20 protein-coding genes and 1 riboswitch are annotated in these 21,107 nt (G+C 67.8%); of the genes, 13 read left to right on the forward strand and 7 right to left on the reverse strand.

All coding sequences use genetic code 11. The annotated features are described in order from the left end of the window. Nucleotides 1-102: 102 nt before the first annotated feature. From ACSFBC_RS26520 to ACSFBC_RS26530, 3 genes are all read left to right on the forward strand, one after another. Nucleotides 103-603, forward strand: a complete 501-nt coding sequence (locus ACSFBC_RS26520) for a hypothetical protein (protein ID WP_435513320.1) — start codon at nt 103-105, stop codon at nt 601-603. 126 nt (nt 604-729) lie between these two features. Further along, nucleotides 730-1,701, forward strand: coding sequence for a Bug family tripartite tricarboxylate transporter substrate binding protein (locus ACSFBC_RS26525; protein ID WP_435513321.1), 972 nt, complete (start codon nt 730-732; stop codon nt 1,699-1,701). 88 nt (nt 1,702-1,789) lie between these two features. Further along, the gene (locus ACSFBC_RS26530) at nt 1,790-2,938 is read left to right on the forward strand and encodes a Fic family protein (protein WP_435513322.1); all 1,149 of its coding nucleotides are present in this window, start codon (nt 1,790-1,792) and stop codon (nt 2,936-2,938) included. A gap of 175 nt (nt 2,939-3,113) precedes the next feature. Here the strand turns inward: ACSFBC_RS26530 and ACSFBC_RS26535 are convergent, their stop codons facing one another. Both ACSFBC_RS26535 and ACSFBC_RS26540 read right to left on the reverse strand, forming a co-directional pair. Beyond that, entirely contained in the window at nt 3,114-4,556 is a 1,443-nt protein-coding gene (locus tag ACSFBC_RS26535) for an NAD-dependent succinate-semialdehyde dehydrogenase (protein WP_435513323.1), read from the reverse strand. 127 nt (nt 4,557-4,683) lie between these two features. Beyond that, nucleotides 4,684-5,256 carry a TetR/AcrR family transcriptional regulator gene (locus ACSFBC_RS26540; RefSeq protein ID WP_435513324.1) on the reverse strand — a complete coding sequence of 191 codons (573 nt, stop codon included), beginning with the start codon at nt 5,254-5,256 and terminating at the stop codon, nt 4,684-4,686. 88 nt (nt 5,257-5,344) lie between these two features. Between ACSFBC_RS26540 and ACSFBC_RS26545 the strand changes: the two genes are divergently transcribed. Continuing rightward, on the forward strand, nt 5,345-6,589 hold the full coding sequence (locus tag ACSFBC_RS26545; protein WP_435513325.1) for an MFS transporter: 1,245 nt from the start codon (nt 5,345-5,347) through the stop codon (nt 6,587-6,589). Here ACSFBC_RS26545 and ACSFBC_RS26550 read toward each other — a convergent pair. Together ACSFBC_RS26550 and ACSFBC_RS26555 are read right to left on the reverse strand one after the other, a co-directional pair. Beyond that, entirely contained in the window at nt 6,576-7,364 is a 789-nt protein-coding gene (locus tag ACSFBC_RS26550) for an HAD-IIB family hydrolase (protein WP_435513326.1), read from the reverse strand. The two genes, ACSFBC_RS26545 and ACSFBC_RS26550, sit on opposite strands and share 14 nt — an antisense overlap. Beyond that, nucleotides 7,364-8,992 carry a peptide chain release factor 3 gene (locus tag ACSFBC_RS26555; protein ID WP_435513327.1) on the reverse strand — a complete coding sequence of 543 codons (1,629 nt, stop codon included), beginning with the start codon at nt 8,990-8,992 and terminating at the stop codon, nt 7,364-7,366. Before ACSFBC_RS26555 ends, ACSFBC_RS26550 begins: the two co-directional genes overlap by 1 nt. Before the next feature lie 168 nt (nt 8,993-9,160). Further along, nucleotides 9,161-9,228: riboswitch (S-adenosyl-L-homocysteine riboswitch) on the forward strand. A 65-nt stretch (nt 9,229-9,293) separates the two neighbouring features. On the opposite strand from ACSFBC_RS26555, the gene ahcY reads away from it, so the two are divergent. From ahcY to ACSFBC_RS26575, 4 genes are read left to right on the forward strand one after another with little or no spacing between them, the layout of a single operon-like run. Continuing rightward, on the forward strand, nt 9,294-10,733 hold the full coding sequence (gene ahcY / locus ACSFBC_RS26560; protein WP_435513328.1) for an adenosylhomocysteinase: 1,440 nt from the start codon (nt 9,294-9,296) through the stop codon (nt 10,731-10,733). 15 nt (nt 10,734-10,748) lie between these two features. After that, entirely contained in the window at nt 10,749-11,552 is an 804-nt protein-coding gene (locus ACSFBC_RS26565) for a TlyA family RNA methyltransferase (protein WP_435513329.1), read from the forward strand. After that, nucleotides 11,503-12,369 carry a methylenetetrahydrofolate reductase [NAD(P)H] gene (gene metF, locus ACSFBC_RS26570; RefSeq protein WP_435513330.1) on the forward strand — a complete coding sequence of 289 codons (867 nt, stop codon included), beginning with the start codon at nt 11,503-11,505 and terminating at the stop codon, nt 12,367-12,369. Before ACSFBC_RS26565 ends, metF begins: the two co-directional genes overlap by 50 nt. Continuing rightward, nucleotides 12,366-13,073, forward strand: a complete 708-nt coding sequence (locus tag ACSFBC_RS26575) for a septal ring lytic transglycosylase RlpA family protein (RefSeq protein ID WP_435513331.1) — start codon at nt 12,366-12,368, stop codon at nt 13,071-13,073. The genes metF and ACSFBC_RS26575 overlap by 4 nt, the downstream gene beginning before the upstream one ends. A gap of 18 nt (nt 13,074-13,091) precedes the next feature. On the opposite strand, the gene ACSFBC_RS26580 is transcribed toward ACSFBC_RS26575, so the two are convergent. Continuing rightward, entirely contained in the window at nt 13,092-14,021 is a 930-nt protein-coding gene (locus ACSFBC_RS26580; protein ID WP_435513332.1) for a 23S rRNA (adenine(2030)-N(6))-methyltransferase RlmJ, read from the reverse strand. A gap of 219 nt (nt 14,022-14,240) precedes the next feature. Between ACSFBC_RS26580 and rplM the strand changes: the two genes are divergently transcribed. From rplM to mdtD, 4 genes are all read left to right on the forward strand, one after another. After that, entirely contained in the window at nt 14,241-14,672 is a 432-nt protein-coding gene (gene rplM / locus ACSFBC_RS26585) for a 50S ribosomal protein L13 (protein ID WP_219213503.1), read from the forward strand. Nucleotides 14,673-14,683: 11 nt separating this feature from the next. Further along, a complete protein-coding gene (gene rpsI / locus ACSFBC_RS26590; RefSeq protein ID WP_162569459.1) occupies nt 14,684-15,076 on the forward strand; it encodes a 30S ribosomal protein S9 in 393 nt (130 codons plus the stop codon). Between the two features lie 212 nt (nt 15,077-15,288). After that, complete coding sequence (gene erpA, locus ACSFBC_RS26595; RefSeq protein ID WP_183027375.1) at nt 15,289-15,660, forward strand: iron-sulfur cluster insertion protein ErpA; 372 nt, start codon at nt 15,289-15,291, stop codon at nt 15,658-15,660. A 107-nt stretch (nt 15,661-15,767) separates the two neighbouring features. Further along, complete coding sequence (mdtD, locus tag ACSFBC_RS26600; RefSeq protein WP_435513333.1) at nt 15,768-17,186, forward strand: multidrug transporter subunit MdtD; 1,419 nt, start codon at nt 15,768-15,770, stop codon at nt 17,184-17,186. A gap of 4 nt (nt 17,187-17,190) precedes the next feature. Here the strand turns inward: mdtD and ACSFBC_RS26605 are convergent, their stop codons facing one another. Together ACSFBC_RS26605 and ACSFBC_RS26610 are read right to left on the reverse strand one after the other, a co-directional pair. Next, complete coding sequence (locus tag ACSFBC_RS26605) at nt 17,191-18,309, reverse strand: anhydro-N-acetylmuramic acid kinase (RefSeq protein WP_435513334.1); 1,119 nt, start codon at nt 18,307-18,309, stop codon at nt 17,191-17,193. A gap of 24 nt (nt 18,310-18,333) precedes the next feature. Next, nucleotides 18,334-19,683: a peptidoglycan DD-metalloendopeptidase family protein gene (locus ACSFBC_RS26610; RefSeq protein ID WP_435513335.1), complete on the reverse strand. Its 1,350-nt coding sequence runs from the start codon at nt 19,681-19,683 to the stop codon at nt 18,334-18,336. Nucleotides 19,684-19,842: 159 nt separating this feature from the next. Here ACSFBC_RS26610 and tyrS point away from each other — a divergent pair, with 159 nt between their 5' ends. After that, complete coding sequence (gene tyrS, locus ACSFBC_RS26615) at nt 19,843-21,075, forward strand: tyrosine--tRNA ligase (RefSeq protein WP_435513336.1); 1,233 nt, start codon at nt 19,843-19,845, stop codon at nt 21,073-21,075. Nucleotides 21,076-21,107: the final 32 nt, after the last annotated feature.

Below are 21,107 nucleotides of genomic sequence, written 5' to 3' on the forward strand. Positions count from 1 at the left end.
CGGCTAGAAACACCCACGCGTGGTCACGGGGAACTTTTGATGATGGCGCCACGGTCCAGCGGACCGCCATCTTCTTTCTTTCATCCTTCTGGAAACCCGCTCATGAACACTCTGCTCAAGACCTGTGCCGTCACCTTTGCAGCCGCCGCGCTGCTGTCCGCTTGCGGCGGTGGCAATGACGACGATCCGAGCCCCAGCGACCGCACGGGCGTGCTGACGATCACCGAGGCCAGCGTGAACGGCCTCGACGGCGTGTACGGCAACGGATCGCTCAACCTGACCGATGTCGACAAGATCAATCCGATCGGCTCCAGCCCGCAGGTCTGCAGCTTCAAGTTCGACGGGGCCAACCGCGTGCTCGGCGAAGGCACGGCTTTCGGCGACCTGCGCTATCAGCCCGATTCCAACGTGCTCTATCGCACGTTCGTCACCGTCAACGGGCGTGAATTCAGCAGCGAGGAAGGCGCCGACACCGAAGTGCAGCGCGGCCGCGATCGCATCCAGTTCAGCGGCAAGAAGCTGACCGCCACCGACAACAGCGGCGCCACCCTTCGCTTGACGGGCCTGGTGCCGATGCGCGGCAGCCGCCCCACGGGCTGCTGAACGTTCGAGCGCGGGCCATGCGGCCCGCAGCGATCGCCTGCGCGACAGCACCGGGGGTGAGCCCCGATTGCCGGGTGTGAGGGCGGTGGGTCCAATGCAGGTCTTACTTCGATTTCAGGAGAGACCATGTTCCGCCGTTCCTTTTCACGCTGCGCCATCGCGATGGCTGCCGCCGTGCTGGTGTCCCCCCTGACGGCCCTGGCGCAGGGCTTCCCGCAGAAACCGGTCAAGCTGGTCATTGCTTTCCCGGCCGGTGGCCCGACCGACATCACGATGCGTCAGCTGGCCGAGAACGCCGGCAAGATCCTCGGTCAGCCCGTCATCATCGACAACAAGCCCGGCGCCGGCGGCACGCTGCCCGCGCAGGCGCTGCAGACCTCGCAGCCCGACGGCTACACGGTCGCGCAGATCCCGCTCGGCGTGTTCCGCCTGGGCTACACCACCAAGATGAACTGGGACCCGCTCAAGGACATCACCTATGTCCTGAACGTCACCGGCTATGCCTTCGGCATCGTGGTGCCGGCCGACAGCCCGTTCAAGACCTGGGCCGACTTCGTCGCCTACGCCAAGGCCAACCCCGGCAAGCTCACCTACGGTTCCACCGGCAACCTGACCAGCCCGCACCTGACGACCGAGATCGTCGCGCAGAAAGCCGGCATTCAGCTGCAGCACGTGCCCTACAAGGGCAGCGCCGACCTGATGCTCGCGGTGGTCAGCGGCCAGCTGATGGCCGCCGCCGACAGCACCGGTTTCGCGCCACAGGTCGAAGCGGGCAAGCTGCGCGTGCTCAACACCTGGGGCGACAAGCGCCTGGCCAAGTTCCCCGACGCGCCGACCTTGAAGGAGCTGGGCTACGACATCGTGCAGAACTCGCCCTTCGGCATCGGCGCCCCCAAGGGCACGCCGCCCGAAGTGGTGAAGAAGCTGCACGATGCGTTCAAGCAGGCGATGGAAGAGCCCAGCTACGTGGCCTCGCTCGGGCGCTACGACATGCTGCCGAACTACATGAGCTCGGCCACTTACACCAAGTTCGCGCAGGACACGGTGGTGAAGGAGAAGGTGGTGATCGAGAAGCTGGGGCTGGCGAAGGGGCAGTAGGACGAGGAGGCAAAGGCTACTTTCACAGCTTGCCTTTAAATTAAAGATTGCTTTAATATGAATCTCGTTCATCCAAGCAATCTTTCATATGGCCCGCAGCACCGGCACCTACGTCACCACCACCACGCTCGGCGAAGCGGTGCGCGTGTTCGTGCCGCGTGCGCTGCCACCGGCCAAGCCGCCGCTTGCGCCCGAATCCTTCGTCGAGGCGAACCGCGCTGCCGAGCTGGCGCTGGCCCGGCTCACCGGCGTGGCAGGGTTGGTGCCGTCAGTCGATTGGCTGCTCTATAGCGCCGTTCGCAAGGAGGCGCTGCTCACGTCCCAGATCGAAGGCACGCAGGCCACGCTGGTCGACCTGTTCGATGAAGAGGCCGGCATTGCGGTGAGCAACGCGGACGACGTGGAGGAAGTCACCAACTACCTGCGCGCCTTCCGCCATGTGCGCGAGGCGCTGCACGACCCCAAGGGTTTGCCGATCAGCGTGCGCCTTCTGTGCGAGGCGCATCAGCTGCTGCTCGACGGTGTGCGTGGCGCAGGCAAACAACCGGGCCAATTGCGCAAGTCACAGAACTGGATCGGCGGGACGCGGCCGGGCAATGCCATGTTCGTGCCGCCGCCTGCCAACGAGGTGCCCGCCCTGCTGGGCACGTTGGAACATTTCATCCACGACGACGCGTCCGCGCTGCCGTCGCTGGTGCGCGTGGCCTTGGTCCATGTGCAGTTCGAGACGATCCATCCCTTCCTCGACGGCAATGGCCGCATCGGCCGGCTGCTGATCGCCGCGTTGCTGGAGGCATGGGGGCTCTTGCCCCAGCCGCTGATGTACCTCAGTGCCTACCTCAAGCAGCATCAGGCCGAGTACTACCACCGTCTGGCGGCGGTGCGAACGGAAGGCGATTGGGAGGGCTGGGTGGCTTTCTTCCTCGAGGGTGTCGAACGGGCCGCGCAGCAGGCCGAGCGCGCCATCGTCGCCTTGGCAAGCCTGGTCACCGCGGACCGCCGCCGCCTGCTCGAGTCGCCCAAGGCCGGGCCGGCGAGCTACCGCCTCTTCGAGTTGCTGCCGACCATGCCCCGCTTCACCATCGAGCGGGTCCGCCAGCAGTTGGGCACCACCTTCCCGACGGCCACGGCGGCCGTGAAGCTGCTGGAAGACCTGGGCATCGTGACCGAACTGACCGGGCAGAAGAAGAACCGCAACTACGCCTACCGTGCCTACATCGATCTGCTGAGCGAATGAGCCCCAACGAAAAAGCCGCCACCGGTAGCCGGTAGCGGCTTTGAGAGAGGAGCGTTGCGTCGCCCCTCTGTTCGTGAAACACCGTGGGTCCGGCTCCGCCGGCCCACCGGTGTTGCCCCCGGAGGGGGAAGGCGAAGCGACACGCAGTGCGCGCCGCCCTCGGGGGCGAACTCAATCACCCGGCCATGATCGACACCGCCTTGGTGTTCAGATAAGCCTCGACCGCTTCCGGTCCGCCTTCCGAGCCGTAGCCCGAATCCTTCACGCCGCCGAAAGGCATTTCCGGCGAGGGCGTGGCGGGCTGGTTGATCCACAGCATGCCGACCTCGACGCGGCGCGCCAGCAGTTGCGCGTTGCGGATCGACGCGGTGAAGGCGTAGCCGGCCAGGCCGAAGGGCAGGCGGTTCGATTCGGCGATGGCTTCCTCGATCGTGTCGAAACCGCGGATGGCGGCGATCGGGCCGAAGGGTTCGTTGTTGAACACGTCGGAGTCGAGCGACACGTCGGTCAGCACGGTCGGCGCGAAGAAGTTGCCGCTGCTGCCCACGCGCTCGCCGCCGGTCGCGACCTTGGCGCCCGTGGCCTGCGCATCGGCGACCACCTTGGCCATCGCGCTCAGGCGGCGGTCGTTGGCGAGCGGGCCGAGGGTCGTGCCTTCGGCCAGGCCATCACCCAGCTTGAGGCTCTGGGCATGCTTGACCATCAATTGCGCGAACTCGGCCTTCAGGCTGTTGTGCACCAGGAAGCGGGTCGGCGAGATGCAGACCTGGCCGGCGTTGCGGAACTTGGCGGCACCGGCGGCCTTGACGGCCAGCGCCACGTCGGCGTCCTCGGCCACGATCACCGGCGCGTGGCCGCCCAGTTCCATCGTCGCGCGCTTCATGTGGGCGCCGGCCAGCGCGGCCAACTGCTTGCCCACGGGCGTGGAGCCGGTGAACGTGATCTTGCGGATGATCGGGTGCGGGATCAGGTAGTTCGAGATCTCGGCCGGGTCGCCGAACACCAGGCCCACGGTGCCGGCCGGAATGCCCGCGTCGACGAAAGCCTTGATCAGCGCGGCGGGTGCCGCGGGCGTTTCTTCCGGTGCCTTGACCAGGAAGGAGCAGCCGGCGGCCAGCGCGGCGCCGAGCTTGCGCACCACCTGGTTGATGGGGAAGTTCCACGGCGTGAAGGCGGCGACCGGGCCGACGGGCTCCTTCATCACCAGCTGCTGTGCGGCCAGGTTGCGCGAGGGCACGATGCGGCCGTAGACGCGGCGGCCTTCGTCGGCGAACCATTCGATGATGTCGGCGGACGCCAGCGTCTCGCCCTTGGCCTCGGCCAGCGGCTTGCCCTGTTCCTGCGTGAGCACGCGTGCGATCTCGTCGGCGCGCTCGCGCACCAGGCCGGCGGCGCGGCGCATGATCGCGGCGCGCTCGTTGGCCGGCACGTCGCGCCAGGCTTCGAAGCCCTTCTGCGCGGCGGCCAGCGCACGGTCGAGGTCGGCGATGCCGGCGTGCGCGACCTGACCGATCACCTGGCCGTTGGCGGGGTTGCGCACGTCGAGGGTCTTGCCGCTCACGGCGTCGACCCATTCGTTGGCGATCAGCAACTGGGTCGAGGGATAGGAAGTGGTCATGAGGCGTCTTTCGTCGGACAACAGATGGAGGGATGGGGGTGGACGGGGCCGGGGTGGGGCCCCGTCGTCGCGGTCATCGGCGCGGGGCCGAACGCACGATGCTACGCCACCCGCGCGTCGGTTCTGTTCAGCGGGCCGGAGTGCCCACGATGGCGAAAAGCTCATCGACCAGTCGCGTGGCCGTGGCCGGCTCCAGGGGCGCCTTGCCGAAGATCAGCCGGTACACGATGGGCGCGATCACATGGTCGATCACCTGGCGCAGCTCGGGCGCGCGATCGCCGCGGGCCAGCGCCTGATCGATCAGCGTCTGGGCCTCGGCGCGGCGGTTGCGCAGGCAATCGGTGTCGCCGTCGTTGGCCAGCGCGGCCGCGGCTTTCAGCAGCGAGGTGGAATGCGGCTGGCTCAGGTGCTCGATCAGCTCTTGGGCCCAGGCCGTCATGTCGCGGTGCAGGTCACCGGTATCGGGCAGCGGTCGTTTCGGGTCGAGGCGCCGGGTGGCGGTCTCGGCCAGCAGGCCGGCCAGGTCGCCCCAGCGGCGGTAGATGCTGGAGGCGCTGACGCCCGCGCGCTCGGCCACGGCCGGCACGGTGACCTTGTCGCGGCCCTGTTCGGCGACCAGTTCTTCCAGGGCCTTGCGCACCACGGTCTGCACCTGGGCGCTGCGGCCGCCGGGGCGGCGAAGGATGGGAGCGGAGTCCATACCCCCACTTTAACGCAAAGATCGTTGCATTAAAAATCTGGCCTGCCTACAATACGCAAAAGCAAATTTGTTTGCGTTAAAGGGCCCCATGCCTTCTTCCACCTCTTCTCCTTCGAGTTCGCCGCCCGCCACCGTCCCCCCATGGCGACTGCCGGCCGGCGCGGCCTTCGCGCTGCTGGCGGCCGTGCTGTTCACCTTCTTCCTCGCCGCCGCGGCGCCGTCGCCCTTGTTCGTGCTGTTCCAGCAGCGCTGGGGCTTCTCGTCGGCGCTGCTGACGGTCGCGTTCGCGGTCTATGCGCTGGCGCTGCTGGGCTCGCTGCTGGTCGGCGGCTCGCTGTCGGACCACGTCGGGCGACGCCCGGTGATCGTCGTCGCGCTGGTGCTGCAAGCCGTGGCGATGGTGATGTTCCTGATGGCCCGCAGCATTGGCGGCATCGTCGCCGCGCGCATCGTGCAGGGGTTGGCCACGGGCGTGGCCAGCGGCACGCTCAGCGCGGCGGTGGTGGAGGCCGCCCCGTCCGCGCGCAAGCGCATGGGCATGCTCATCACCAGCGTCTCGCCGCTGGCCGGCCTGGCCGTGGGCGCGCTGCTGACCGGCTTGACGGTGTCGATGACACGCGACCCGGTGCCGCTGGTCTTCGGCGTGCTCGCCGGGTTGTTGGCGTTGGCCGCCGTGGCCGCCTTCTTCCTGCCCGAGAGCGTGACGCCGCGTCCCGGCGCCTGGGCGTCGCTGGTGCCGCGCATGGCGGTGCCGTGTGCGGCGCGCGCCGTCTTCATGCGCAGCCTGCCGGTGCTGGTGACCAGCTGGGCGCTGGGCGGATTGTTCCTGTCGCTCGTGCCCTCGCTGCTGCGCCAGGTGTTCGGCATCGACAGCGGCATCGTCAACGGGCTGGCGATCGCGGTGCTGTTCGGCGTGGGTGCGGCCTCGCCGACGCTCATGAGCCGCTTCGGCGCCCGCGTGCCCGTGCTGGGCATGCTGTGCATCGCGGCCGGTTCGGCGTTGCTGATCGCTGCGTTCGCGACCCGTTCGGCGACGCTGTTCTTCGTCGGCACCGCGGTGGCCGGCATGGGCTTCGGCTCGTCGTTCTCGGCCCAGGTGCAGGCCCTGGCGCCGCTGGCCCAGCCGCACGAACGTGCCGAGCTGTTCGCGGCGATCTTCTTCGTGAGCTACCTGGCGTTCAGCGTGCCGGCGATGGGCGCCGGGCTGCTGATCGCCTCGCTGGGGCTGCGCACCGCGGTCGAGGCCTATGCGGCCGTCCTGATCGCGATGGCGCTGGTCGGCGCCTGGACGCAATGGCGCGCACCGCGCCCGCAAGTGCTCAGCGCGCGCTGAGGATCGCGACCGCGGCCTCGGCGAAGCCCGCGCCGCGCTCGCCCGCGGTCACATAGCGCGGCAGGTCGGCGAGCTGCGGCACGAAGCGCGCCACGTTGGCCACGCCGATGCTGTGGGCGAAGGTCTTGAACATCAGCTGGTCGTTGGTCGAATCGCCGACGTAGGCCCAGCGGTCCAACTCCTCGTCGAGGTTGCGGCCCCAGAGTTCGCGCACGATCCAGCGCGCGCCCACCAGCTTGTTGTGGTCGCCGTACCAGCCGTTGATGTGGATGCTGCTCACGGTCGCACGCATGCCTTCGCGCTGCATCAGCGCCACGACGGCCGCGATCTGCGCCTCGCTCAGATGCTGGAACTCGCTGTGGTCGATCGCGATGTCGGTCTCGCGACCTGTCGAGTCGGTGGCGCGCACCGCGCCCGGAATTTCGCGCTCGATGCGTTGCAGCACGCCCTGCATGCGCTCGAAGTTGGCGGCGCGTGTCGCGGCGTCCTGCAGGTAGCGCTTCTCGATGCGCCCATCGGCCAGGGGCAGCAGGGCCACGGCGCCGTTCTCCGCCACGATGGCATCGACCGGCCAGGCCGTGACGAAGGGCACGCTCCAGCCGACGGGGCGGCCGGTGATGGCCACTGTCGGCAGGCCGGCCGTGCGCAATGCGCCGAGCGCGGCCAGCGCGTCGGCGGTGATCGCGCCGTCGGTGGTCAGCGTGTCGTCGATGTCGGTGAAGACGCCGGCAACGCCGCGGCGGGCCTCGAGCGGCCAGGTGGCAAGCGACTGCATCAGCTGGCCGTCTGCAGGGCCAGGCCCGCGTGCTCGCGCAGCGGATGGAAGTGGATCTTCGGGAAGCGCTCCTGCGCCAGCCGCACGTCGTACGGCGAGGTGCACAGGAAGGCCAGCGTGTCGGCCGCGTCCTTGGCCATGCGCACCGGGTAGGCGTTGACGAACTCGCGCAGCTCGGCCGGGGTGTCGGCCGTGATCCAGCGCGCGCCCGTGTACTGGCAACTCTCGAGCCGCACGTCGCAGTCGTACTCGCCCTTGAGGCGGTGCTGAACCACTTCGAACTGCAACTGGCCCACCGCGCCCAGCAGCATCGGGCCGCCGACCTCGGGCCGGAAGACCTGGATCGCGCCTTCCTCGCCCAGCTGCGCCAGGCCCTGCTGCAGCTGCTTGGTGCGCAGCGGGTTCTTCAGGATCACGGTCATGAAGAGCTCGGGCGCGAAGAAGGGCAGGCCGGTGAACATCAGGCTCGCGCCGTCGGTGATGGTATCGCCCAGCTGCACGCCGCCGTGCGTGGTGAAGCCCACGATGTCGCCGGCGTAGGCTTCTTCCACGGCCTCGCGGCGCTGGCTCATGAAGGTCACGACGCTGGTGGGGCGCAGTTCCTTCGAGGTGCGCTGCACCTTGAGCTTCATGCCCGGCGTGTACTTGCCCGAGGCCATGCGCACGAAGGCGATGCGGTCGCGGTGCGAGGGGTCCATGTTGGCCTGCACCTTGAACACCACGCCGGCGAAGTCCTTGTCCGCGGGCTGGATCTCCTTGACCACCGGCTGGCGGTTGACGATCGTGGTGCTGGTGCGCGACTGCGGCGCCGGCGCCAGGTCGACCAGCGCATCGAGCACTTCCATCACGCCGAAGTTGTTCACGCCCGAGCCGAAGAACACCGGGGTCTGCTTGCCGGCCAGGAAGGCCTCGCGGTCCCAGGTGGGCGAGGCGCCGGCGGCGAGTTCCATGCTCTGCTCGGCGTTCTCGAACTCGGCGCCGAAGCGCTTGATCAGCTCGGTGCGGTTGTCCAGTGCGATGGTCTCGAACTCCTGCGGCAGCCGCTCCTTGCCCGAGTCGAACACCGTCATGGTCTGCGTGCGCAGGTTCATGATGCCGCCGAAGCTCTTGCCCTGGCCCACGGGCCAGGTCATCGGCACGCAGGGCATGCCCAGCTCGCGCTCGATCTCGTCGAGGATGTCCAGCGGCTCGCGCACTTCGCGGTCCATCTTGTTGACGAAGGTGATGATGGGCGTGTCGCGCTGGCGGCAGACCTCGATCAGCCGGCGCGTCTGCGCCTCGACGCCGTTGGCCGCGTCGATCACCATCAGCGCCGAGTCCACGGCCGTGAGCACGCGGTAGGTGTCTTCCGAGAAGTCCTTGTGGCCGGGCGTGTCGAGCAGGTTGATCACGTGGTCGCGGTACAGCATCTGCATGACCGAGGAGGCCACCGAGATGCCGCGCTGCTTTTCGATCTCCATCCAGTCGGAGGTCGCATGTCGCGTCGCTTTCCGCGCCTTGACCGAGCCGGCGATCTGGATTGCGCCCGAGAACAGCAGCAGCTTCTCGGTCAGCGTGGTCTTGCCCGCGTCGGGGTGGGAAATGATCGCGAAGGTGCGACGGCGGCGGGTTTCGGATTCGAAGGTCATGGCGTGAACGCGGGGCGCGCGAAGAACGGTAAGCGCGAGGCGCTCACGGCGCGGCGGCTACGCAAAGCCGTCGATTTTAGCGAGCCGCCCCGCGAGGGGCGAGGGCGACGGGCGTGAGGAGGGTCTCTTCACGCGATGTCGGGGAACGGCGCGGTGGGCTAAAATCCGCGTTCCGAGGAGCGTTGCAGCGCCGTCAGGCGTGAGGCTCGGACCCATCGCAACCACGCTCATCCGCTGTTCTCGCGCGGTGAGTTCCCCCGTCGAACACAGTGGCCTCGTTCAAACAAGTTTTGGAGTTTCCATGAGCGCTGTTCTCAAGCCCACCCCCGTCTTCACCGCCGACCAGGCGATCGCCGACATCTCCCTTGCCGCCTGGGGCCGCAAGGAAACCCGCATCGCCGAAACCGAGATGCCCGGCCTGATGGCCATCCGCGAGGAGTTCAAGGCGGCCCAGCCGCTCAAGGGCGCGCGCATCACCGGCTCGATCCACATGACGATCCAGACCGCGGTCCTGATCGAGACCCTTCAGGCGCTGGGCGCCTCGGTGCGTTGGGCGTCCTGCAACATCTTCTCGACGCAGGACCATGCGGCCGCCGCCATCGCGGCCGCCGGCACGCCGGTGTTCGCCGTCAAGGGCGAGTCGCTCAAGGACTACTGGGACTACACCCACGCCATCTTCGAGTTCGGCCCCAAGGGCTCGGCCGGCGAAGGTCCGAACATGATCCTCGACGACGGCGGCGACGCCACGCTGCTGATGCACCTGGGCCAGCGTGCCGAGAAGGACCTGTCGGTGCTGGCCAACCCGACCAGCGAGGAAGAGCGCATCCTCTACGCGGCCATCAAGGCCAAGATCGCGACCGATTCGACCTGGTACACCCGCAAGGCCGCCGAAATCATCGGCGTGACCGAGGAAACGACCACCGGCGTGCACCGCCTGAACGAGATGTCCGCCAAGGGCACGCTGCAGTTCCGCGCGATCAACGTCAACGACTCGGTCACCAAGAGCAAGTTCGACAACCTGTACGGCTGCCGCGAATCGCTGGTCGACGGCATCAAGCGCGCGACCGACGTGATGATCGCCGGCAAGGTGGCCTGCGTGGCCGGCTACGGCGACGTGGGCAAGGGCTCGGCCCAGGCCTTGCGCGCACTGAGCGCCCAGGTGTGGGTCACGGAAATCGACCCCATCAACGCGCTGCAGGCCGCGATGGAAGGCTACAAGGTCGTGACCATGGAATATGCCGCCGACAAGGCCGACATCTTCGTGACCACCACCGGCAACAAGGACGTCATCACGCACGACACCATGGCCGCCATGAAGGACCAGGCCATCGTCTGCAACATCGGCCACTTCGACAACGAGATCGACGTCGCGTCGATCGAGAAGTACGAATGGGAAGAGATCAAGCCGCAGGTCGACCACATCACCTTCCCCGACGGCAAGAAGATCATCCTGCTGGCCAAGGGCCGGCTGGTGAACCTGGGCTGCGGCACGGGCCACCCGAGCTTCGTGATGTCCTCGTCGTTCGCCAACCAGACCATCGCCCAGATCGAGCTGTTCACCAAGCCCGACGCGTACGAAGCCGGCAAGGTCTACGTGCTGCCCAAGCACCTCGACGAGAAGGTCGCGCGCCTGCACCTGAAGAAGGTCGGCGCCATGCTGACCGAGCTGACCGACGCCCAGGCCGCCTACATCGGCGTCGACAAGGCGGGTCCGTACAAGGCGGACACCTACCGTTATTGATGGCGCACCCACGTTTTGCGCGCTGATCAATTGTTGGTGGAGCGGGGCCTCGCGGCCTCGCGTTCACAGGCCGTCCGCCTGATCGCGGGCGGGTTGCGCTGGCGCGATGCCGGCAGTGGCGCCGAATGGCGCACCGTGGGCAAGAACCGCGACGAAATCCCCGCATCGGCCGAGCTCGAGCTCGCCGATGCCGCGGAGTCGCGCTATGTCTCGCGCGGCGGGCTCAAGCTGGAAGGCGCGTTGCGCGCCACCGGCGTCGATCCCACGGGCAAGCATTGCCTCGACGTCGGTCAGTCGACCGGCGGTTTCACCGACTGCCTGCTGCAGCATGGCGCTGCGCAGGTCGTGGGCATCGACGTCGGCCATGGCCAGCTGCATGCGCGCATCCGAGAGGACGAGCGCGTGACGGCCATCGAGAAGGTCAATGCGCGTGCGCTGGTCGTCGACGACCTGGCGGAAGAGGTCGCACGCACGGACTTCGACCTGATCGTCGCCGACCTGTCCTTCATCTCGCTCACGCTGGTGCTGCCCGCGGTCGTGCCTTTCCTAGCGGCCGAAGGCGAGCTGCTGCTGCTGGTCAAGCCGCAGTTCGAGCTGCAGCCGGGCCAGGTGGGCAAGGGCGGCATCGTGCGCGACGACACGATGTACCCCATCGTCGAGCAGCGGCTGCGCGAGAGCTGCGCCGCGCTCGGCCTGCGCGTGCTGCGCTGGATCGACAGCCCGATCGCCGGCGGCGACGGCAACCGCGAATTCTTCATTCATGCCGTCCATGCGGACGGCGACCCAGGAGCCGCACGTGGGCCTTCCGCTGAGCTTTGAGTTCTTCCCGACCAAGACGCCCGAGGGCGCGGTCAAGCTGCGCGCCGTGCGCCAGCAGCTCTATGCGATGCAGCCCGAGTTCTGCTCCGTGACCTACGGCGCAGGCGGTTCGACCCACGCGGGCACCTTCGCCGCGGTGGGCGAGATCCTGGCCGAGGGCGTGGACGCGGCCAGTCATTTCTCCTGCATCGGCGCGACCCGGGCGACGGTGCGCACGCAGCTGGCCGAACTCAAGGCGATGGGCGTGAAGCGGCTGGTGGCCCTGCGCGGCGACCTGCCCAGCGGCTACGGCGTAGGCGGCGAGTTTCACTACGCGAGCGACCTGGTCGGTTTCATCCGCGAGGAGACGGGCCGCGACTTCCACATCGAGGTGGCCTGCTACCCCGAGGTGCATCCGCAGGCCCGCTCGCCCGAGGCCGATCTGCAGGCTTTCGCCGCCAAGGCCAGGGCCGGTGCCGATTCGGCCATCACGCAGTACTTCTTCAACGCCGATGCGTATTTCCGTTTCGTCGATGACGCACGGCGCATGGGCATCGACACGCCGATCGTGCCCGGCGTGATGCCCATCACCAGCTCGACCCAGCTGATGCGCTTCTCGGATGCCTGCGGCGCCGAGATCCCGCGCTGGATCCGGCTGCGGCTGCAGAGCTACGGCGACGACACGGCCTCGATCAAGGCCTTCGGCCTCGATGCGGTGGCGCAGCTGTGCGAACGCCTCTGCGCAGGGGGCGCGCCGGCATTGCACTTCTACACGATGAACCAGGCCACGGCCACGCTCGCCCTGCTGGAGCGACTGGGGCTGGGGCTCGACGCATGAGTGTCGGCGCGCGCCACGGGTCCTGGCGCGCGGCGCTGCTGAGCCTGGCGGCCGGGCTGATGGTGACGGCCTGCGCCGTGCCGCCGCCCGCCGATGCACCTGCCGAGCCTGCGGTCGGCGAGACGGCGCCCGACGCCGCTCTGCAGCCGCTTCCCACCGGATTGGCCGTGCCGCCCGGCGTGGCGCCTCGCTCGGACGTGCCGTCGGTGCGCTACGACCTGGCCGTCTCGGGCCAGGACGAACTCATGCCCGACGACGGCGTGCCGGGCGACGAGGGCCCGCGCACGATCTTCCAGCGCGGTGGCGCTTCCTGGTATGGCATCGGCTTCCACATGCGCAGGACCGCCAACGGCGAGCGCTTCGACATGGGCGCGATGACCGCCGCGCATCGCACGCTGCCCTTCGGCACCGTGGTGTGCGTGCGCAGCCTGGTCAACGGTCGCGAGGTGCTGGTGCGCATCAACGACCGCGGGCCCTTCGGGCCGGGCCGCATCATCGACCTGAGCCGTGCCGCGGCCGATACGCTCGACATGCTGAGCATGGGCATCAAGCAGGTGGCGCTGCATGTGGTCGACCAGCCGGGCATGCGCTGCAATGGCGAAGTCGCCGACGTGACGGCGTTGCGGCAGTCGGCGCCGGAGGTGCAGGCGGCTGCGCCCGTGGCCCGCGCCACCCGCAAGGTGCCGGTGCGGCGCCGCCGCTAGGCGCGATTCAGTTGGCGATCAGCCGCCGGCGTCGAGCGTGAAGGCCGCGTTGCGGTCCTGGCCCAGGCGCTCCACCAGCTGCGGCAATGCGGCCGTCATCTGCGCCTTGAGCGTGTAGGGCGGGTTGATCAGGAACATGCCGCTCGCCGGCAGGCCCGGGCGGCGCGTCTCGCCTGCGGGCGTCGTCGTGATCTTGCTCGACTTGACCGTCAGCGTGGCGTGCAGCCACGACTTGCCGGCCTTGGTCGCCATCGTCTTGAGCCGGCGCGGCAGGTCGTGCGCCTCGGGCCGCGGGATGATCGGGTACCAGACCGCGTAGGTGCCGGTCGCGAAGCGCTTGAGCGCGCCGTCGACGAAGTCGAGCACGCGGGCGTAGTCGCTCTTGATCTCGTAGCTCGGGTCGCACAGCACCAGCGCGCGGCGTGAAGGCGGCGGCAGGAACTTGGTGGCGCTGCCGAAACCGTCTTCGTTCAGCACGGTGATCTGGCGCCCGGCATCGAGCTGGGCGATGTTGGCCGCGAGCGTGCGGCCGTCGGTCGGGTGCAGTTCGAACAGCTTGAGCCGGTCGTGGTCGCGCATCAGGTGCTGCGTGATGAACGGCGAGCCCGGGTAGATCTTGGCGCCGCCCTTGGGGTTGAAGTCGCTGATCACCTCGAGGTAGCGCGCGATCGCGCCGGCCAACGGTGCATCGACCTTGGGCGGGGCGCCCTTTTTCGGCGGGGCCGCGGGCGGCGGTGGCGCCAGCAGGCGCAGCACGCCCTGGCTGGCTTCGCCGCTGGTGTCGGCGTAGTCGCCGTCGAGGCGGTACAGGCCGGCGCCGGCGTGGGTGTCGACAACGGTGAGTGCCGCGTCTTTTTCCAGCATGTGGTCGAGCGTGGCAATCAGCACCGTGTGCTTGAGCACGTCGGCGTGGTTGCCGGCGTGGAAGGCGTGGCGGTAACTGAACATAGGGGTCGATCGTACCCGCACCCGGGGCCAAGGTTGCTCCAAGTCCTTGATTCTTCGTATAATCGAGGGCTTCGCAGCGTTTTTGTAGCCCCGCGGCGAAGGCATATTCCCCGCGCATCTTCCGATTTGCGGGCGTGCAAGCCACCTAAGAGATTCCCATCAGAGGAACGCCGACCGTGGAAAAGGGCTCGCCAAACCCTCTTTTGAAGAGAAAAACTCATGACCAAAACGTTCAGCGCCAAGCCCGCTGACGTGACGCACGAGTGGTTTGTGATTGACGCGACCGACAAGGTCCTCGGACGAGTAGCCAGCGAAGTTGCTCTCCGTTTGCGCGGCAAACACAAGGCCATTTACACGCCTCACGTCGATACCGGTGACTACATCGTCATCATCAATGCCGCGCAACTGCGCGTCACTGGCGCCAAGTCGATCGACAAGGTGTACTACCGTCACTCGGGCTACCCGGGCGGCATCAGTGCCACCAACTTCCGCGACATGCAATCCAAGTTCCCGGGCCGTGCCCTGGAAAAGGCCGTCAAGGGCATGCTGCCCAAGGGTCCGCTTGGCTACGCGATGATCAAGAAACTCAAGGTGTACGGTGGCGCTGAGCACCCGCATACCGCCCAACAGCCTAAAGTGCTGGAACTCTAAGGAGCCTTGAGATGATTGGTGAATGGAACAATGGAACCGGCCGTCGCAAATCCAGCGTCGCCCGTGTGTTCATGAAAAAAGGCACCGGCAAGATCACGGTCAATGGCAAGGACATCCAGGCCTACTTCGGCCGCGAAACGTCCATCATGATCGCGAAGCAGCCGCTGTTCCTGACGAACAACGTCGAAGCTTTCGACATCATGATCAACGTGGCCGGTGGCGGCGAATCGGGTCAAGCCGGCGCTGCGCGCCACGGCATCACCCGTGCCCTGATCGACTACGACGCGACGCTCAAGCCGGTGTTGAGCCAGGCTGGCTTCGTGACGCGCGATGCGCGTGAAGTCGAGCGTAAGAAGGTCGGTCTGCACTCCGCCCGTCGCCGCAAGCAATTCTCCAAGCGCTGATCTTCGCTGCTGCGCCACTGCAGGGCGGCGTTGCAAATCCTCACCGGACGCGAGTCCGGCTCCGGTTTGCGCCTTGCCCTGCAGCGGCTCGCGACGCGAATATCCGCACTTGGCACATTGCGAAAGCCGCCCTCTGGGCGGCTTTTTGCTGCTTGCAGTAGCATCCCCTCATTGGCCGCACGTTCGGCCCACCCCCCACAGGAGTCCCGCACATGAGCGCTGTTGCCGAAACCATCCAGACCCCCACCCAGATGCCCGAGCCGATCGTCTTCACCGACAGCGCGGCAGCCAAGGTGGCCGATCTGATCGCCGAGGAAGGCAATCCCGAACTCAAGCTGCGGGTGTTCGTGCAAGGCGGCGGCTGCTCCGGCTTCCAGTACGGCTTCACCTTCGACGAGATCACCAACGAAGACGACACGACCATGACCAAGAACGGCGTGTCGCTGTTGATCGATGCCATGAGCTACCAGTACCTGGTCGGCGCCGAGATCGACTACAAGGAAGACCTCCAGGGTGCCCAGTTCGTGATCAAGAACCCGAACGCCACCAGCACCTGCGGCTGCGGCTCGAGCTTCTCGGCCTGAACCTGCGATCACGAGGGAGCCGGCCTTGCGTCTGACTTCCCCGATCTCCCGACAAACCGCCTCAGGGCGGTTTTTTGTTGCCTGTCGTTGCCCCCTCCTTCTTTTCCATGGCTTCTGAGATCTCGGCTCGCAAGAGCCTCCTGTGGCTGGTCGCGGTCGGCTTCTTCATGCAGACGCTGGACGCGACCATCATCAACACGGCCCTGCCGGCCATGGCCGCGAGCCTGGGCGAGAGCCCGTTGCGCATGCAGTCGGTGGTGGTGGCTTATTCGCTGACGATGGCGATGCTGATCCCGGCCTCGGGCTGGATCGCCGACCGTTTCGGCACACGCCGGATCTTCTTCTCGGCCATCGTGCTGTTCGTGCTGGGCTCGGTGGCCTGCGCGCTGTCGCAGAGCCTGGGGCAGCTGGTGGCGTCGCGCGTGGTGCAGGGCCTGGGCGGCGCGTTGCTGCTGCCCGTGGGGCGGCTGTCGCTGCTGCGCACCGTGCCGCGCAGCGAGTTCCTGCAGGCCATGAGCTTCGTCGCGATCCCGGGCCTGATCGGGCCGCTGCTGGGTCCGACGCTGGGCGGATGGCTGGTGCAGTACGCCTCCTGGCACTGGATCTTCCTGATCAACGTGCCGGTCGGCCTGCTGGGCTGCATCGCCACGCTGCGTTACATGCCGGACCTGCGCGGCGCGGTGCTGCAGCGCTTCGATGCGGCGGGCTACGCGATGCTGGCGCTGGGCATGGTGAGCATCTCGCTGGCTCTCGACGGCGTGGCCGAACTCGGCCTGCGCCAGGTCAGCGTCTTCGTGCTGCTGGTGTTCGGCTTCGCCAGCCTCACGGCCTACTGGCTGCGCGCCGCGCGCGAGCCGGCGCCGCTGTTCTCCCCCTCGCTGTTCAAGGTGCCCACGCTGAGCATCGGGTTGCTGGGCAACCTGTTCTCGCGCCTGGGCAGCAGTTGCATGCCCTTCCTGCTGCCGCTTCTGCTGCAGGTGTCGATGGGCTACTCGCCGCTGCAGGCGGGTCTGATGATGCTGCCCATCGCGCTGGCCGGGATGGCGATGAAGCGCTTCACCACGCCGCTGATCACGCATTTCGGCTACCGCCGCGTGCTGGTCGTGAACACCGCCCTGGTCGGCGTCGCGATGGCCACCTTCGGCTTCGCCGCGCCGGGGCAGCCGCTGGTGGTGCACGTGTTGCAGCTGCTGTTTTTCGGCGCGGTCAATTCGCTGCAGTTCACCGCAATGAACACGGTGACGCTGCGCGACCTCGACGGCAGCATGGCCAGCAGCGGCAACAGCCTGCTGTCGATGGTGCAGATGCTGGCGATGAGCCTGGGCGTGGCGGCCGCGAGTTCGGTGCTCGGCGGCTACACCGGCATGTTCGGCACCCAGGCCCCGGTGGCGACATTGCACGCCTTTCAGGCGACATTCGCCACCATGGGGCTCATCACGCTGGCTTCGGCCATGATCTTCTGGCATCTTCCGCCCGAAGCGCGAGCGGTGCAGCCGGCGCAGCCCGAGGTCTCGGGCCAGGGCTGATCGATCAGGCCGGGTAGAGCGCGCCCAGCACGCGTTCGCCCCGCGCGCCGGTCGCGCTGGACAGGTTGCCAGGCGCGCGGTGCACCATGGCCCGTGCCAGCCAGGCGAAGGCCGCGGCCTCGACCTGCTGCGGCGGCAGCCCGCGTTCGGCCGACGACACCACTTCCACACCCGGCAGCAAGGCTGCCAACCGTGCCATCAGATGCGTGTTGAGCGCGCCGCCGCCGCAGACCACCAGTTCGCGGGCATCGGTGCCGTAGCGACGTAAGTCGTCGGCGCAGGCGCTGGCCGTGAGTTCGGCAAGCGTGGCCTGCACGTCGGCCGGTGCGTCGGCGTCGTCGCCGAGCCGCGCCGCCAGCCAGGCCGGGTGGAACAGGTCGCGGCCCGTGCTCTTGGGCGGCACCGTGGCGAAGAAGGGATCGGCGCGCAGCCTGGCCAGCAGCGTCGGCAGCACCTGGCCGCTCGCGGCCCAGCGGCCGCTCGCGTCGAAAGGCTGGCCCGTGTGGGCCAGGCACCAATGGTCCATCAGCGCGTTGCCGGGGCCGCAATCGAAGCCCAGCACCGTGCCGTGCGCCTCCGCGGCGGGCAGCACACTCAGATTGGCGATGCCGCCGAGGTTGAGCACGCCGACGGCCCGGTCGTCGCGGCCGAAGACCGCGCGGTGGAAGGCCGGCACCAGCGGCGCGCCCTGGCCGCCGGCCGCGACGTCGCGGCGGCGGAAGTCGGCCACCACGTCGATGCCGCTCAGCTCGGCCAGCAGCGCGGGATTGTCGAGTTGCAGTGTGTAGCCGAGGCCGTCGAACTCGCCGGGCCGGTGGCGCACGGTCTGGCCGTGGGCGCCGATGGCGGTGATGTCTACGGCCACAAGGCCCGTGTCCGCCAGCAGTTGACGGACCACCCCGGCATAGACGCCGACCAGGCCGTTCGCTGCCAGCGCGGCGCGATGAAGCTCGTTGTCGCCGGCGGTGTTGAGGGCCAGCAGCTCCGCGCGCAGCGCGGGCGGGAAATCGGCCGTGGCGTGGCCGACGACCGTGACCTGGCCTGCTTTTGAGAACGCGGCCAGCACGCCGTCGACCCCGTCGAGCGAGGTGCCCGACATCAGGCCGATGAAGCGTTCAGCCATGCCCGATGCCGAGTATGGCGGGCCTTATTCGGCGCTGGCCTGCACAACCGAGAAGGCCGCGGACAGCTCCATGCGCGTGGCGATCGCCAGCCGGTTGAAGGCCGGGCGTGCCGAGGCGGTGACCGGCGTGCCGCCGTCCTGCTGCGCGATGTTGGCCGGGTTGGTGTACTGGCCGTTGACGCGGAATTCGAAGTGCAGGTGCGGGCCGGTGGCCCAGCCGGTCGAGCCGACCGCGCCGATGAACTGGCTCTGGTTCACGCTTTGGCCGACCTTGACGTCGATGCGGCTCAGATGGGCGTAGACCGTCTGCTGGTTGTTTCGGTGCTTGAGGATGATGATGTTGCCGTAGCCGTTCTGGCGGCCGGCGAATTCCACCGTGCCGTCGCCGACGGCGCGCACCGCCGTGCCCGTGGGCGCGGCGAAGTCGATGCCGTTGTGCTGGCGCCAGCTGTTCATGATCGGGTGCATGCGCATCGCGAAACCGCTGGAGATGCGCGAGAACTCGACCGGCGAGGCCAGGTAGGAGCGCACCAGGCTGTCGCCGTTGGGGCGGTAGTAGCCGCCCTTCTTGCCGGGTTCCTGGAACCAGAGCGCCTGGTGGGTCTTGCCGTTGTTCTCGAATTCCGCCGACAGGACCCGGCCGCTGCGCAGCGACTGGCCGTCGGCCTCGAAGGTTTCGTACACCACGGCGAAACGGTCGCCCTTGCGCAGCGAGCGGAAGTCGATGTCGTTCGAGAAGATGTCGGCCAGCTGGCTGGCCACGGCATCGGGGATGCGGGCCTCGTCGGTGGCGGCGAACAGCGAGCTGCGCACCACGCCGCTGGCCAGGCGGCTCGCGGCCGTCAGTTGGTCGACCTCGGTGCGCACGCTGAAGCCCTTGGCACCGCGCACGACCACCAGCCGCTTGAAGGCGCCGTCGCCGTCGGGGATCCAGCGGGCGCTCAGGCGCTGCAGCGTGTTGTCACGGGCCGCTTCGGCGGTGACGGTGCGGCCGGTGCGGTTGAGCAGCGCGGCGCGCGCCTCCGCATTGCCGCGCACGAAGGCCGCAGCCGCCGGGTCGGCGATGCCCAGGCGCTTGAGCAGCGCCTCGATGGTGTCGCTCGAACGCGTGAGTTCGGTGCGGAAGAGGGTGAAGTCGTGGCTGTCGAGCGCCTCGACCTGGTCGTCGGCAGCCAGCGGCTTGACGGCTTCGAGGACCTGTTGAACAGGCAGGTCGGCCACGTCGGGACCGAGCGAGGCCACGGCGAAAGCACCGCCACCCGCGCACAGCAGCAGCGCACCGATGGCGCCGGCGATCTGTTTGGGGTACGTGCGAAACGTATGGGCCACGCGGGAAGCGAGCAACTCCTCGGCGGCGAGAATGGCGTGGATCAACGTCTAGAGCCCTGTGTCGGTTCGGCAGGTCCTCGGTGCACCGCTTGCAGTACACGTCTGTAGGACGGTGCCGAAGAAAGCGCCGCTTAGAATCCGACGCTTGTGGAAAGTCGGGCTGAGTATAGCTTCGGCGATGCGCCAAACTGCCAAAAAGTCCCAATGAAGCCCGAGCTTGTTACAACCCAACCCCTTTCCGATGCTGTAAGACGCGCGCTCGAAGTGTCGCTGCGCGGCGTCGATGAGCTTCTGCCCCAGGACGAATGGGTGCGCAAACTGCAGCGTGCCGAAGCGACCGGAACGCCGCTGCGCATCAAATTGGGGCTGGATCCGACGGCGCCGGACATTCACATCGGTCATACGGTGGTCCTGAACAAGATGCGTCAGTTGCAGGATCTGGGCCACACGGTCATCTTCCTGATCGGCGACTTCACCACCACCATCGGCGACCCTTCCGGCCGCAACAGCACCCGGCCGCCGCTGACCCGCGAGCAGATCGAGGCCAACGCCCAGACCTACTACCGCCAGGCCAGCCTGGTGCTGGACCCGTCGAAGACCGAGATCCGCTACAACTCCGAGTGGAGCGACCCGCTGGGCGCGCGCGGCATGATCCAGCTGGCCGCCAAGTACACGGTGGCCCGGATGATGGAACGCGACGACTTTACCAAGCGTTTCAAAGCCGGCCAGTCCATCTCGGTGCACGAATTCCTCTACCCGCTGATGCAGGGCTACGATTCGGTGGCGCTCAAGAGCGACCTCGAGCTGGGCGGAACCGACCAGAAGTTCAACTTGCTGGTCGGGCGTCATCTCCAACAGGAATACGGCCAGGAGCCGCAGTGCATACTCACTATGCCGCTCCTCGAAGGGCTCGACGGCGTCGAGAAGATGTCCAAGAGCAAGAACAACTACATCGGACTGACCGAGCCGGCCAACAGCATGTTCGCCAAGGTGCTGTCGATTTCCGACGACCTGATGTGGCGCTGGTACACGCTGCTGAGTTTCCGCTCGCTGGCCGAGATCGAGGCGCTCAAGGCCGAGATCGCCGGCGGACGCAACCCCAAGGACGCCAAGGTCGCGCTGGCCAAGGAAATCACCGCGCGCTTCCATGACGCGGCCGCCGCCGATGCGGCCGAGCAGGATTTCGTGAACCGCAGCAAGGGCGGCGTGCCGGACGAGATTCCGGAGCTGAGCCTGTCGGGGGCGCCGTTGGGCATCGCCCAGTTGCTCAAGCAGGCCGGGCTCGCGGCGTCGACCTCCGAGGGCAATCGGCTGATCGACGGGGGCGGCGTGCGCGTCGATTCGGTGGTGATCGCCGACAAGGGCCTCAAGCTCGAGGCCGGCAGCTACGTGGTGCAGGTCGGCAAGCGCAAGTTCGCGCGCGTGCTGCTGGGCTGAGCAGGAAGCGCGGCGCGCTTCTTCTTCTTCTT

It is taken from the genome of Variovorax frigidus (assembly GCF_051216515.1).
Lineage (GTDB): Bacteria > Pseudomonadota > Gammaproteobacteria > Burkholderiales > Burkholderiaceae_C > Variovorax.